This window comes from Delftia sp. Lp-1, assembly GCF_020523835.1.
GTDB classification, from domain to species: Bacteria; Pseudomonadota; Gammaproteobacteria; order Burkholderiales; family Burkholderiaceae_C; genus Comamonas; species Comamonas acidovorans.
Genome location: NZ_JAJALJ010000001.1, coordinates 1 through 13614, shown reverse-complemented (window position 1 = coordinate 13614; position 13614 = coordinate 1). Strand labels below are relative to the sequence as shown.

The 13614-nt window shown below is 66.8% G+C and carries 14 protein-coding genes; 2 read left to right on the top strand and 12 right to left on the bottom strand.

Annotated features, from left to right (window positions below; all coding sequences use genetic code 11):
- Positions 1–133 precede the first annotated feature (133 nt).
- On the top strand, positions 134–871 hold the full coding sequence (locus tag LGR64_RS00070; RefSeq protein ID WP_141829035.1) for a response regulator: 738 nt from the start codon (positions 134–136) through the stop codon (positions 869–871).
- Here LGR64_RS00070 and LGR64_RS00065 read toward each other — a convergent pair.
- Together LGR64_RS00065 and LGR64_RS00060 are read right to left on the bottom strand one after the other, a co-directional pair.
- On the bottom strand, positions 841–2712 hold the full coding sequence (locus LGR64_RS00065; protein ID WP_141829037.1) for a hybrid sensor histidine kinase/response regulator: 1872 nt from the start codon (positions 2710–2712) through the stop codon (positions 841–843). The two genes, LGR64_RS00070 and LGR64_RS00065, sit on opposite strands and share 31 nt — an antisense overlap.
- Positions 2696–3109: a YchJ family protein gene (locus LGR64_RS00060; protein ID WP_141829039.1), complete on the bottom strand. Its 414-nt coding sequence runs from the start codon at positions 3107–3109 to the stop codon at positions 2696–2698. The genes LGR64_RS00065 and LGR64_RS00060 overlap by 17 nt, the downstream gene beginning before the upstream one ends.
- 166 nt (positions 3110–3275) lie before the next feature.
- On the opposite strand from LGR64_RS00060, the gene LGR64_RS00055 reads away from it, so the two are divergent.
- Positions 3276–3773, top strand: coding sequence for a DUF421 domain-containing protein (locus tag LGR64_RS00055; protein WP_012207780.1), 498 nt, complete (start codon positions 3276–3278; stop codon positions 3771–3773).
- A 21-nt stretch (positions 3774–3794) separates the two neighbouring features.
- Here LGR64_RS00055 and LGR64_RS00050 read toward each other — a convergent pair whose 3' ends face one another.
- From LGR64_RS00050 to LGR64_RS00005, 10 genes are all read right to left on the bottom strand, one after another.
- Positions 3795–4586, bottom strand: a complete 792-nt coding sequence (locus LGR64_RS00050; RefSeq protein ID WP_141829041.1) for an alpha/beta fold hydrolase — start codon at positions 4584–4586, stop codon at positions 3795–3797.
- 142 nt (positions 4587–4728) lie between these two features.
- On the bottom strand, positions 4729–5859 hold the full coding sequence (locus LGR64_RS00045) for an acyl-CoA dehydrogenase family protein (protein WP_034397414.1): 1131 nt from the start codon (positions 5857–5859) through the stop codon (positions 4729–4731).
- A gap of 54 nt (positions 5860–5913) precedes the next feature.
- Positions 5914–6576: an SDR family oxidoreductase gene (locus LGR64_RS00040; protein ID WP_034397416.1), complete on the bottom strand. Its 663-nt coding sequence runs from the start codon at positions 6574–6576 to the stop codon at positions 5914–5916.
- A gap of 28 nt (positions 6577–6604) precedes the next feature.
- Entirely contained in the window at positions 6605–7228 is a 624-nt protein-coding gene (locus LGR64_RS00035) for a pyridoxamine 5'-phosphate oxidase family protein (protein WP_034397418.1), read from the bottom strand.
- A 165-nt stretch (positions 7229–7393) separates the two neighbouring features.
- Positions 7394–8581: an acetyl-CoA C-acyltransferase gene (locus LGR64_RS00030; protein WP_013800383.1), complete on the bottom strand. Its 1188-nt coding sequence runs from the start codon at positions 8579–8581 to the stop codon at positions 7394–7396.
- Between the two features lie 46 nt (positions 8582–8627).
- Positions 8628–10415, bottom strand: coding sequence for a bifunctional isocitrate dehydrogenase kinase/phosphatase (gene aceK / locus LGR64_RS00025; RefSeq protein WP_141829044.1), 1788 nt, complete (start codon positions 10413–10415; stop codon positions 8628–8630).
- 33 nt (positions 10416–10448) lie between these two features.
- On the bottom strand, positions 10449–11111 hold the full coding sequence (gene can / locus LGR64_RS00020; protein ID WP_012207787.1) for a carbonate dehydratase: 663 nt from the start codon (positions 11109–11111) through the stop codon (positions 10449–10451).
- Between the two features lie 55 nt (positions 11112–11166).
- A complete protein-coding gene (locus tag LGR64_RS00015) occupies positions 11167–12354 on the bottom strand; it encodes an isovaleryl-CoA dehydrogenase (RefSeq protein ID WP_034397421.1) in 1188 nt (395 codons plus the stop codon).
- A 43-nt stretch (positions 12355–12397) separates the two neighbouring features.
- Positions 12398–12856, bottom strand: coding sequence for a PaaI family thioesterase (locus LGR64_RS00010; RefSeq protein ID WP_141829046.1), 459 nt, complete (start codon positions 12854–12856; stop codon positions 12398–12400).
- Positions 12857–12892: 36 nt separating this feature from the next.
- Positions 12893–13294 (bottom strand): MerR family transcriptional regulator, encoded by a 402-nt coding sequence (locus tag LGR64_RS00005; RefSeq protein ID WP_013800379.1) that lies wholly within the window; start codon positions 13292–13294, stop codon positions 12893–12895.
- Positions 13295–13614: the final 320 nt, after the last annotated feature.

The following is a 13614-nucleotide window of genomic DNA, read 5'->3' as shown; positions in this document are numbered from 1 at the left end:
ATCGGCGGCGATTTTGGGGAGTTGGCCGACATCCGGTCACCCCCCGGCCGGGGGGTAATCGTTACGATGTGCGCAAGGTGTATCCGGGCGCGCCCTGGCGCTCCAGCCCTTTCGACATGCCTTTGCGCGGACCATGCACAGCCATCCCCTCCTGACCGATTCCTCCTGTCTCCAATCGGGGCGCTATGCCCTGGTGATCGACGACCACCCGCTGACGGCCATGGGCGTGTCCGAGTTCCTGAAACAATTCGGCCTGTCCGAAGTCCATGCCGTGGCCGATGCGGGCGAAGGCCTGCAGTGCATGGCCGGCAGGGGATCGCCGCATCTGGCCATCGTGGATTTCTGGCTGGGTGCCAGCGCGGGCACGGACGTGGTGCGCGAAATCCGCACGCTGGCGCCCGCCTGCCGCGTGCTCATGACCAGCGGCGACACGCATGGCGCGATTGCCCTGAAGGCACGCGCGGCGGGGGCCCATGGCTTTGTGCTCAAGTCCCAGCCGCCGCAGGTGCTGGAGCAGGCCCTGGCGGCCCTGCTGCGCGGCGAGACCTGGTTCCCCGCCGCCCCGCTGGCGCCACAGGCGCCCGGCGGCGCACATGCCATCCGCATGACGGCGACCGAGCTGGGCCTTACCCCGCGCCAGGCCCAGGTGCTGGACCTGGTGCTGCGCGGCCTGCCCAATCCCAGCATTGCGCAGTTGCTGCACCTGTCGCCCCACACGGTCAAGGAGCATGTGGCGGGCGCCCTGCAGCGCCTGGGCGTGCACAGCCGCATCGACGCCATCACGCGCATGCAGGGCATCGCGCTGGAGCTGCCGCCCTCCGTACCGCCGACCGATACGGTTCAGGCGCCGGCCAAGGCCAGTCTGCGCTGAAGCAGGGCCAGCAGCACCAGCGGGTCCACGGGCTTGCGCAGCAGCAGATAGCCCAGTTCCTGCGCCTCCTGCTCCAGCGCCGGTGACGGCTCGCCACTGAGCAGGGCGCCCGCCGCCTGCGGCGCTTGCGCCAGCACGTTCTGCAGCAGCGCAAAGCCGTTCTCGCCCTGGGCCAGATGGTGGTCGCACAGCACGAAATCGGGATGCTGCCCCGCCGCCAGCCAGTCGGCCACCTCGCGGCCCGTAGCGGCCACATCCACCTGCAGCCCCCAATCGCGCAGCAGGCCAGCCAGGGCCCGCGCCACCTGCGCATCGTCATCGACCACCCAGCACCGGCCCTGGAGCAGGGGCGGCCGGGCCTGCGCCTGCGCCTGTGCCTGCGCCTGTGGTCCCTCGGACGGTCCCTCGGACTGCGGCAAGGCCGCCTGCACATTCAGGCTGGACGGCAGTTGCAGCCAGAAGCAGGACCCCCGCCCTGGCGTGGACAGCAGGCCGTGCTCCACGCCCATGCGCCGCGCGGCTGCGGCCACGACAGCCAGGCCCAGGCCCTGGCTGCTCACGCCGGGCAGGTGGTCGGCCGCAGGCTGGGCCGCGCGCCGGGCCGCCTGGCCTGAGCGCGCGCGAAAGTGCGGTGCAAAGACATGGGGCCGGTCTTCGGCAGCAATGCCCAGGCCCGTGTCCCAGACCTCGATGCGCCAGCCCCCGCCGTGCACGCGGGCGGCCAGCAGCACCCCGCCGCGCTGGGTGTAGCGCAGGGCGTTGTGCAGCAGGTTGAACACCATCTGGCGCAGCAGGGCCTCGTCGGCACGCACCAGGCTGTCCATGCCGCGCGCCACGCGCCAGCGCAGCACCAGCCCGCGCTGGCGCGCCTCGGCCGCGAACAGGCGCGTGGCATCGCCCAGCAGAATGCGCAGGTCCATCACCTGGGCGCGCAGCTCCCAGGTGCCGTTCTCCAGCCGCGACAGGTCCAGCAGGTCGTTGCACATGGTGCCCAGCGACTGGGCACAGGCCTGGGCATCGTCAAGCACGCCTGCCAGTGCGCCGTCGGCATTGCGCTGGCGGGCGGTTTCCACCAGCAGGCCCAGGGCATGCAGGGGCTGGCGCAGGTCATGGCTGGCGGCCGACAGGAAGCGGCTCTTGGCCTCCAGCGCCTGTTCGGCCTGCTCCTTGGCGGCCAGGTAGCGCTCGGCCAGCAGCTGGCGGTCGCGCTCCTGCGCCCATTGCTGCAGCATGAGCTGGCGCGCCCCCCAGGCATGGCGCGCGATGGTGGCGCCATACAGCATGAGCAGCGGCAGCAGGTACAGGCCCCTGTTCGGGAAGTACCAGACCACGGCCAGCAGCATGGCGCCGTACAGCACGCCGAAGAAGCGCTTGAACACGGCAGCCGCCGGCGCCAGGAAGGTGGCGGCCGAGGCCACGACGCCGCACAGCACCAGGTAGATGAAAAGCCGGAATTCATGGCCGCTGCCATGGGTCAGCGGTATCGCCAGCGCCCAGGAACCGGCGTTGAGCAGGGCCATGCGGCCCATCACGCGCTCCCAGCGCTGCAGCCGCGCTGGCAACTCGGCCGAGGGCACGGCGGCACCCAGGTCCCGACGCAACTGGCGTCGCAACCCGACAAAGACGCAGGCCATGAAAGCCATGCCCAGCCACCACAGCAGCAGCGGCACCTGGAAGGCGCCCGTTTCGTGCCGCTGCAGCCAGACCACGATGCCGGGGATGATGAGGGCCGCCGCCTCGGACGAGCCCCGCGATGCGATGGACAGCAGCAGCCGCTGGCGCTGCTGCAGTTTCCACAGCGGCTCGGCAGGGCCGCCGCCGTGTTCAGAACTGGTCGCCATCCACGTAGAGCCAGCGCCCGGCTTCGCGCACGAAACGGCTGCGCTCATGCAGGCGCACGGCGCGGCCGCCCACGCGGTAGCGCGCGACGAATTCCACCTCGGCGCTGTCCTCGCCGGTGCTGCGGAAGTCCTTGACCGCCAGCCCCAGCCAGCGTGCTGAAGGCTCGAAGTCCAGCGAGGCGGGCCGCTGGCTGGCGTGCCAGGTGGCCAGCAGATAGGCGGCGTCCTCGCGCACGAAGGCGCTGTAGCGCGAGCGCATCAAGGCCTGGGCATCGGGCGCGGGGCAGTCGTCGAAATGGTCCAGGTAGCGGCCGCAGCAGGCATCGAAGGCCAGGGGACGGCCCTTGGCATCCTGAAGACCGCAGGGACAGGCTGGGGAGGTGGCGGCAGCGCTCATAGCGGCTGGCCCTGCGGAACTTGGGGAACTTGCGGAACTTGGGGGAGGACGGCGCGGGAGCAGGAATGCATGTCAGTCACGGCCGCCTTGCTGCGACCGGGTTCTTGATGGAGGACAGGCGGGCCATGATACTGACCGCGGGCCCTCGGGCCTGTAAGGAGAGCCCATGTTTTCAATGTCGGTCCCGTGGTGGGAGTTCGTGGTGCGCGGCGTGGCCGTCTACCTGTTCTTGCTGGTGTTCCTTCGGCTGACGGGGCGGCGCCAGACGGGGCAGTACGCGCCGTTCGACCTGGTACTGCTGCTCATCCTGTCGAATGCGGTGCAGAACTCCATGAATGCCGGGGACAACTCGCTGATCGGTGGCATGGTCTCGGCGTCCACGCTGATCCTGTGCCATCTGCTGCTGTCCTGGCTGACCTTTCGCTTTCCCGCGCTGGAGCGGCTCATCGACGGCAAGGCCAAGGCCCTGATCAGGGACGGACACCTGAACAAGGACCTGATGCGCGAGGAACGCATCACGCGCGACGATATCGAGGCCGCGCTGCGTGCGGGCGGCTGCCTGCACCTCAGAGAGGTGGAACGCGCCACGCTGGAGACCGACGGCAGCATCACCGTCGTCCTGCGCCGCCGCGACAGCGAGAACGACGGCGATCCGCCGGTCTGACCCCCTGCTCGGCGGCCACTGTCAGTCGAGCTGCTCCAGGAAGCGCTCGATGGCCAGGTTCACGGGCTGCGGATGCGTGAGGTTGGCCGCATGGCCGGCACCTGGCACCTCCACCCACTGCGCCCTGGGCAAGGCCTTGGCCATGGCGCGTGCACGGTCGGGCGCGATGGCGGTGTCGTCCGTGCCATGGATGACCAGGGCCGGCACATGGATGTCGGGCAGGCGTGGGCTGATGTCATCGCGCTGGGCCAGCGCCAGAAAGCTCTGCCCCAGGTTGATGGGCGTGGCCTTCCTCCATTTGGCACGCCAGGCCGCCGCGCCGCTCCAGCCGTGGCCCAGGATGGTGCGCTCCACCGTGGTCGCCATGTCGTCGCTGAGGCCATGCTCCATCCAGGCGCGCAGCAACGCTTCGTGGTGGGGCATCTGCTCGGGGTCTTCCAGCATGGCCTGGGTGTCGATCAGCACCAGCGCGCGCACGATCTCGGGGTGGATGAGCGCGCAGCGCAGCGACAAATATCCGCCCTGCGACATGCCGACCAGCACCGCGCGCTCCACGCCCAGGTGCTCGAGCAGGGCGGCCAGGTCGTCGGCCGAGTCGTAGTAGTCGAAGGGGGCGCAATGCGCGGGGTCTGCCGTCTGGCCATGGCCGCGCTCGTCCCAGCTGATGCAGCGAAAGCGCCCCTGCAGTGCCTGGACCTGGGGAGCGAACATGGTGTGGTCCATGAGCAGCCCGTGCGAAAACACCAGGACCGGGCCTCTCCCGCCCGTGTCCTCGTAGTACAGGTTCTGGCCGTTGACGGAAGCGATGGGCATGTCGGGATCTCCTGCGAAGGTGGTCACAAACCTGCCGGAAACGGCCGCCCGCCTCTCTCGGGCGCCGTGCCGGCGATGCTCCATGCTAAGCCCTGCGGGTGTCAGGGCCATCCGGCCCGACCCGCAGCGTGGGGGATTGACCTCAGGCCAGAGCGCGCTGGATGAGAATTTTCTGCACGTCGCTCGTGCCCTCGTAGATCTGGCAGACGCGCACGTCGCGGTAGATGCGTTCCACGGGGAAGTCGCTGACCACGCCATAGCCGCCCAGGGTCTGAATGGCGGCGCTGCACACGCGCTCGGCCATTTCGCTGGCGAATAGTTTGGCCATGGCCGCTTCCTTGAGGCAGGGCAGGCCGGCATCGCGCAGGCTGGCCGCATGCCAGATCAGCTGGCGAGCGGCTTCGATCTGCGTGGCGCAGTCGGCCAGGCGAAAGCCCACGGCCTGGTGGTTGAAGATGGGCTGGCCGAAGCTCTCGCGCTCCTTGGAGTACTGCAGCGCGCAATCGAAGGCCGCACGCGCCATGCCCACGCTTTGCGCGGCAATGCCGATGCGCCCGCCTTCCAGCGCCGACAGCGCAATCTTGTAGCCCTCGCCCTCGGCGCCGATGAGGTTGGCGGCGGGGATGCGGCAGCCCTCGAACTGGATCTGGGCCGTGTCCGAACTGTGCTGGCCCAGCTTGTCCTCCAGCCGCAGCACCTGGTAGCCGGGTGCGGAGGTCGGAACGATGAAGGCGCTCATGCCGCGCTTGCCAGCAGCCTTGTCGGTGACGGCGATGACGATGGCCACGTCGCCGTTCTTGCCGCTGGTGATGAATTGCTTGACGCCGTTGATCACGTAGTCGCTGCCGTCGCGCGTGGCCGTGGTGCGCAGTGCCGAGGCATCCGAGCCCACATGCGGCTCGGTCAGGCAGAAGGCGCCCAGCATCTCGCCGCGCGCCAGCGGCGCCAGCCATTGCTGCTTTTGCGCCTCGCTGCCATAGCGCATGAGGATGGCGTTGACGGGGCAGTTGGTCACGCTGATCACCGTGCTGGTGCCGCCGTCGCCGGCTGCGATCTCCTCCAGCACCAGGGCCAGGCTCAGGTAGTCAAGGCCGGCACCGCCGTATTCCTCGGGCACGCAGATGCCGTAGGCGCCCAGCGCCGCCAGGCCCTGGTGCACGTTCTTGGGAAAGTGGTGTTCCTTGTCCCAGCGTGCGGCATGGGGCGTGATTTCGGTGCGCACGAAGTCGCGCACCGCGTCACGGATCATTTCCTGGTCTGCGTTGAGCAGCATGTCTTGTCTCCTGATTCTTGTTTCGTTGTCCGTTGTCCGTTGCGCTGGTCGGATCTACCAGGCGATGCGCTGCCCGTCATGCCGCAGCATGCGGCCCCGGTCGGCCGGCGTGACGCCGGCCAGCGTGCGCACCAGGCCCTGCACGCTTTGCTCGACGGTGAAGGTGGCAGCCGCGCCACCCATGTCGGTCTGCACCCAGCCCGGGTCCAGCGCGACCACGGTGGCGCCCGGCCATTGCGGCTGGGCGCTGGCCACGACCATGTTGAGCGCAGCCTTGCTGACGCGGTAGAGCCAGGCGTCGGATTCGGCGTCGGCAAGCAGCGACATCTGGCTGGAGAACAGGCCGAACACGCCGCCCGCCGCCTCGACCAGCGGCGCCACCTGGGGCAGCACCTGCATGGCGCCCAGTACATTGGTGTGCATGACGCGGTCGAACTGCTCGCGCGTGGGCGGCGTGGCCGAGCTGTGGGCATCCCACACTCCGGCCACATACAGCGCCAGCTCGATCTTCTCGCCGTCGAGTTGCCAGGCCAGGCCGCTGACGCTGGCCGGGTCGGCCACATCCACCAGCAGCACCTTGGCGCCCGTGGCCTCGACGCGCTCGCGGTCGGCCTCGCTGCGCACCGTGGCGACCACGCTGCGGCCCCGGGCCGCATAGGCCTCTACCAAGGCAAAACCAAGCCCGCGCGAGGCTCCCAACACCAGAGTGACTGCCATGTCTTTCGACCTTTCAAATGGAATGCGGTCAGCGGCCCTGCTCGTCCGCGATCTGCTTTTCGTAGCGCTCGACCATGGCCTCCTGCGTCTCGGTGGGCGCAGGCAGGCCGATCTGCTGGTGGACCATCTGGTTCACCGAGGGCATGACGTTGCGCGACACCTGGGACTCTGGCTTCCAGAGCCGGGCGCGCATCAGGGCCTTGGCACAGTGCAGATAGGCCTCCTGCACCTGGATCTCCAGAACGATCTTGGGCCGGAAGCCTTCGCTGGCGAACAGCGCCGTGTAGTGGGCCTCGTCGCGCAGCTTGGCCACGCCGTTGACGCGCAGGGTCTCGTCGAAACCCGGCACCATGAACAGCAGGCCGATGCGCGGATCGGCGATCAGGTTGCTGAAGCTGTCCAGGCGGTTGTTGCCGCCCGAATCGGGAATCAGCAGCGTCTGGTTGTCAGGCGCCTTGATGAAGCCCGGCTTGCCGCCGCGCGGCGAGGCATCCATCATCGCGCCCGCCCCGCCCCCCGTGGCCACGATGCACAGCGGCGACAGCGCGATGAAGCGCAGGCAGTGCCGGTCCAGGTCCACCTGCTGCTTGAGCAAGGCCCTTTCGGCCGGCATGGCATACAGGCTGCGCAACTGTTCTTCGCTGGTAATCATGGTCGAGAGGTCAAAGTAATAGCGGATCGGCCGATCCAAGTCTAGCTCTCTGGACGTCTGTGGCGCTGCCCATAAAACTGGCGCAATGCAAATCAGAGACACCGAGGAAGGGCCGCCCCGCACCGAGGGTGTCGTCCCCCTTTCAGGGGGAGGGCGCGCAGCGCCTCAGGGGGTGACCATTTCTATCGCCATGGCTGTTCCCTCGCCGCCGCCTATGCACAGCGTGGCCAGGCCGCGCTTGCCGCCACGCGCCTGCAGGGCGTGCAGCAGCGTGACCAGGATGCGCGCACCGCTGGCGCCAATGGGGTGGCCCAGCGCACAGGCGCCGCCGTTGACGTTGACCTTGTCGCGCGGCACGCCCAGCTCGGCCATCAGGGCCATGGGCACGACGGCAAAGGCTTCGTTGACTTCCCACAGGTCCACGTCCGCCGCCGTCCAGCCGGCCTTCTTGAGGGCCTTCTGCGTGGCGCCCACGGGGGCCGTGGTGAACCATTCGGGCTCCTGGGCATGCGTGGCATGGGCGACGATGCGCGCCAGCGGCTTGCAGCCCAGCTCCTTGGCCGTGGACTCGCGCATCAGCACCAGGGCGGCGGCGCCGTCGTTGATGCTGGAGCTCGATGCGGCCGTGATCGTGCCGTCCTTCTTGAAGGCGGGCTTGAGGCTGGAAATCTTGTCCAGCTTGGCCTTGGCCGGGCCTTCGTCGATGCTGACGGTGACGTCGCCCTTGCGCGTGGAGACGGTGACGGGCGTGATCTCGGCGGCGAAGGCGCCGCTTTCAGTGGCCGCCTGGGCGCGCTTGACGCTTTCGATGGCGTAGGCGTCCTGCTGCTCGCGCGTGAAGTGGTATTTGGCGGCGCAGTCCTCGCCAAAAGTGCCCATGGAGCGGCCGGGCTCGTAGGCGTCCTCCAGGCCGTCGAGCATCATGTGGTCATAGACCTTGTCGTGGCCCATGCGGTAGCCGCCACGGCCCTTCTTGAGCAGGTAGGGCGCATTGGTCATGCTTTCCATGCCGCCGGAGACCACCACATCGCGGCTGCCTGCGACCAGCTGGTCGTGCGCCAGGATGGTGGCCTCCATGCCGGCGCCGCACATCTTGGACAGGGTCACGGCGCCCGTGCTGCGCGGCAGGCCGCCCTTGAAGCCGGCCTGGCGGGCGGGCGCCTGTCCCTGGCCCGCCATCAGGCAGTTGCCGAACAGCACTTCGTCCACTTTCTCGGGCGCCACGCCCGCGCGCTGCACGGCCGCCTTGATGGCGGCGCCGCCCAGATCATGGGCCGCGAGGTCGGCGAAGTCGCCCTGGAAGGCGCCCATGGGGGTGCGGGCTGCGCCGACGATGACGATGGGGTCTTGCATGCTTGTCTCCTGGGTTGTCGTGATGGTGAAAGAAAGGGAAAACGGGTCAGGCCAGCCAGCGGCTGCGCTCGTAGGGGAAGACATCGTGGACATGGCCTTCGCGGATGCGCTGCTGGTGCGCCTGCCAGAAGGCGGGGTCGAGCAGGTCGGCATGGTGGCGCATGAAGACTTCGCGCACGGCCGGGTTGCCCAGCAGAAAGGGCGCGAAGGTTTCCGGGAACACATCGCGCGGGCCCACGGGGTACCAGACCTCGCCGCTGAGCTCGTCCTCCTCGTTGCGCGGCGCGGGCACCTGGCGGAAGTGGCAGTCGGTCAGGTATTCGATCTCGTCGTAGTCGTAGAACACCACCTTGCCGCCGCGCGTGATGCCGAAGTTCTTCCACAGCATGTCGCCCGGAAAGATGTTGGCCGCGACCAGATCCTTGATGGCATTGCCGTACTCGATCACGGCGCTCTCCAGGCGCTGCCGCGGTGCCGGCAGGTCCAGCCCGTCATCGAAGCACTCCTGCAGCAGCATGTTCAGCGGCACCATGCGCCGCTCTATGTAGAGGTGGGAGATGATGACCTCCTGCCGGCCATCGCCGTCGCGGTCGCTGATCTCGACCTGGCTGGGCGCATGCTCCAGGATCTCTGCGATCAGCGCATCCGAAAAGCGCTCGCGCGGGAAGGCGACCAGGCTGTACTCCAGCGTGTCGGCCATGCGCCCCACGCGGTCGTGCTGCTTGACCAGCCGGTACTTGGCCTTGACCTGTTCGCGCGTGATCTCCTTGGGCGCGGCGAAGCGGTCCTTGATGAGCTTGAACACATAGGGAAAGCTGGGCAGATCGAACACCAGCATGACCATGCCCTTGATGCCGGGCGCGATGCGGAACTGGTCGCGCGAATGGCGCAGGTGGTGCAGAAAGTCGCGGTAGAACAGCGTCTTGCCCTGCTTGGCCAGGCCCAGGGCGTTGTACAGCTCGGCGCGCGGCTTGCGCGGCATGAGGCTGCGCAGGAACTGCACGTAGGCGCTGGGCACGTCGGTGTCGACCATGAAGTAGGCGCGCGCAAAGCTGAACAGGCCGTGGAAGTCCTTCTCGCCGAACAGGGCCGCATGCAGCACCAGCCGGCCGTTGTCGCCGTGCAGGATGGGCACGGCCCAGGAAAGCTCGGCAAAGCCGTTGATGATCTTGCCGACGATGTAGGCGCCCTTGTTGCGGAAAAAAAGGCTGGACAGCACCTGGATCTGGAAGTTGGCGTACAGGCGCATGGCCTGCAGCTGCGGCTCCAGGCGCTCGGCCAGGCGGGCGATGTCGCGCTCCAGATCCTCGAAGGGGCGCTGCAGCGCGAATTGCTCCACGACTTCGCGCAGCGTCTGCGGCAGCGTCTCGCGCGTGGGATAGAAGGCCAGGTAGGCCGGGCGCGCAGCCGGCTCCTGGTTCTCTATGTATTCCGTGCTGACGGCGGGCCGCACGAAGATGAAGTCGTTGTGGAAATGCGTGCGGTGCAGGATCTTGGTGGTGACCGAGTTGAAGAAGGTCTCGGCCAGCTCGGGCTGCAGGTGGTTGACCATGAGGCCGATGTAGTGGCGCTTGATCTGCTGCCAGACCGGCATGGGCTGGGTGCCCGCCGCAAATTCCTTTTCCAGCCGGCGCACGCATTCGCGCACACGCAGGTCGTAGAACTCGATGCGCTCGCGCTGGGCACGCTGCTGGCCCAGCCAGTCGGCGGTTTCGAAGCGGTGCTTGGCGCGGGCGGATTCGGCGCGGAACAGGCGGTAATGGCGGTTGAAGCCATCCATCATTGCCCGCGCGATGTCATGGGCAAGCAGGGTGTCCTGGGCAGGCATTGGCATGAAGTCTCCCGGGGTCCCGCCTGCCATGGCCGCTCAGTCGCGCTGGCGGCTGGCGACCAGCTCGACAGCCTCGGCATGGATGTTGGCGATGCCGCCGACACCGGGCACGGTCATCTGCAGATTGGTGATCAGGCCGTCCTTGAGGCCATAGCACCAGCCGTGCAGCGTGACCTTCTGGCCGCGCGCCCAGGCATCCTGCATCACCGTGCTCTGCGCCACATTGATGACCTGCTCGATGGCATTGAGTTCGCACAGCGCATCGTGGCGCCATTGCGGGGACAGGCTGGCCAGCAGCGCCTGGTGCTTGTCGCGCACATCCTTCACATGGCGGATCCAGTTGTCGGCCAGGCCCACTCGCACATCTTCCAGTGCCGCCAGCACGCCGCCGCAGCCATAGTGGCCCACGACCATCAGGTGCTCGACCTTGAGCTGGTCCACCGCGTACTGAATGGTGGACAGGCAGTTCAGATCGCTGGGCACGACCACGTTGGCCACGTTGCGGTGCACGAACACCTCGCCGGGCTCCAGGCCCGTGATCTGGTTCGCAGGGACGCGGCTGTCGGAACAGCCGATCCACATGTAGCGGGGTTTTTGCTGCGACAACAGCCCGGTGAAGAAACCGGGCCGGTCACGCTCCATCTGCTGGGCCCATTCGCGGTTGTGGACAAACAGTTCTTCGATGGAGGTTGTGCTCATAAGCAATCCTTTTGTTGGGTCAAACTCAAGAACGGCGCGGCAGGCGGGTGCGGGATCAGCAGGTCTCCGCGAACAGCTCGCGGCCGATCAGCATGCGACGGATCTCGCTGGTGCCGGCGCCGATCTCGTAGAGTTTCGCATCCCGCCAGAGGCGACCCAGTGGGTATTCGTTGATATACCCATTACCTCCATAGATTTGAACGCCTTCGCCGGCCATCCATGTCGCCTTCTCGGCGCACCACAGGATGACACTGGCGCAGTCCTTGCGGACCTGGCGAACATGCTCCGTTCCCAGCAGATCGAGGTTTTTGGCGACCGTATAGGCAAATGAGCGACCCGCTTGCAGCACGGTGTACATGTCCGCCACCTTGCCCTGGATGAGCTGGAACTCGCCAATGCTCTGGCCGAACTGCTTGCGGTCATGGATGTAGGGCACGACGTTGTCCATCACCGACTGCATGATGCCCAGCGGCCCGCCGGTCAGCACGGCACGCTCGTAGTCCAGGCCGCTCATCAGCACCTTGGCGCCGTTGTTCAGGCCGCCCAGCACGTTCTCGGCCGGCACCTCTACGTTCTCGAACACCAGTTCGCCCGTATGGCTGCCACGCATACCCAGCTTGTCCAGCTTCTGGGCAATGGAAAAGCCCTTCATGCCCTTTTCGATCAGGAAGGCAGTCACGCCGCGGGCGTTGAGCTCGGGCTCGGTCTTGGCGTAGACCACCAGGGTGTCGGCATCGGGACCATTGGTGATCCACATCTTGGTGCCGTTGAGCAGGAAGTAGCCGCCCTTGTCCTCGGCCTTGAGCTTCATGCTGATCACGTCCGAGCCGGCGCCGGGCTCGCTCATGGCCAGCGCGCCCACATGCTCGCCGCTGATCAGCTTGGGCAGGTACTTGGCCTTTTGCGCCTCGTTGCCGTTGCGGTTGATCTGGTTCACGCAAAGATTGCTGTGCGCGCCATAGGACAGGCCCACCGAGGCACTGGCACGCGAGATTTCCTCCATCGCCACCATGTGGGCCAGATAGCCCATGTTGGCGCCGCCGTACTGCTCGGACACGGTGATGCCCAGCACGCCCAGATCACCAAACTTGCGCCACAGGTCCATGGGGAACTGGTCGTCGCGGTCGATCTCGCCGGCGCGCGGTGCAATCTCGGCTTGTGCGAACTCGCGCACGGCATCGCGCAGCGCGTCGATGTCCTCACCCAGTTGGAAGTTCAGGCCCGGCAGGTTGGAAAGGCTCATCTCGTGTCTCCTGTGGAAATTTGGTGAAAGAACGCCGCCCGGCTCAGTCGGCCAGATCGCGGCCCTGCACGCACATCAGCGTGCAGCCCATGGTGGCAATCAGTTTTTCGCGGCCTTCGTCGATGGCATAGGCGCGCCCCTCGGTCACGATGATCGTGCGGCCCGGCTTGATCACCCGGCCTTCCATGCGAAAGCGCTGGCCCTTGGCGGGGGCCAGCAGATTGATCTTGAATTCGATGGTGAGCACGGCAGCGTCGGCCGGCATCAGGGTCAGCCCTGCATAGCCGCAGGCGGAATCCAGCGCCGTGGAAACCATGCCGGCATGCAAAAAGCCATGCTGCTGCGTCAGCCTGGGCGCCCAGGCCAGACAGACATCGACGGCGCCGGGCTCCAGCAGGGACAGCTCGGCGCCCAGGGTGTGCATCGCGCCCTGGCGTGCAAAACTGTCTCGCACACGGCGGGCAAAGTCGCTGTTGGCAGGTTCCAGGCGGAGCACGGTCAAGGCAAGCCTCACAAATTACGTTTACGTAAACGTCAATTATGAAGCATTTTTCCCATCCAGGTGTTTCAACAGAGTGCGGGCCTCGGATTCCTGCTCTCGCACCTCGGCCAGGTTGGCCTGCAGATCGGCCAGGCGGTCCTCGAGCTGGCGGCGATGCACAGCCAGCACTTCCAGGAATTTGCGCAGTTGCACGCCCGTGTCGCGGGGGCTGTCGTAGAGATCGATGATCTCCTTGGCTTCGTTCAGAGACAATCCCAGCCGCTTGGCGCGCAAGGTCAGGCGAAGACGCGTGCGATCACGCGCGCTGTAGACGCGATTGCGCCCGCCAGGCCCGGCGCGCTCGGGCTCAAGCAAGCCCATGTCTTCATAGAAGCGGATGGCCCGGGTCGTGAGATCGAACTCCTTGGCAAGATCGCTGATGGTGTAGGTGGTCGACATGGCTGGAGAGTCCGCCAGCATCCACAGCCGGCGGCCATGGGAATGCGACGTTGACGTTAACGTCAATGCTAGCGGAATTGGCCCCAGGAAACTGCGCCGGATGTTGCATCCGGGTGCGACGAAGAAGCCCGACAGGAATAAAAAGAGAGCGCGTCAGCGCTCTCTTTTTCTGGGATGTCCGTTTTGGATGTTCGTTTGGCTGTCCGTTTTGGCTGTTCAGCCTGTTTCCCCATTTTCCTACAGCCCAATGCAAAAAACCCCGTAGCTTTGGGCTACGGGGTTTCTTGGGCTGTAAGAGCCTGACGATGACCTACTTTCAC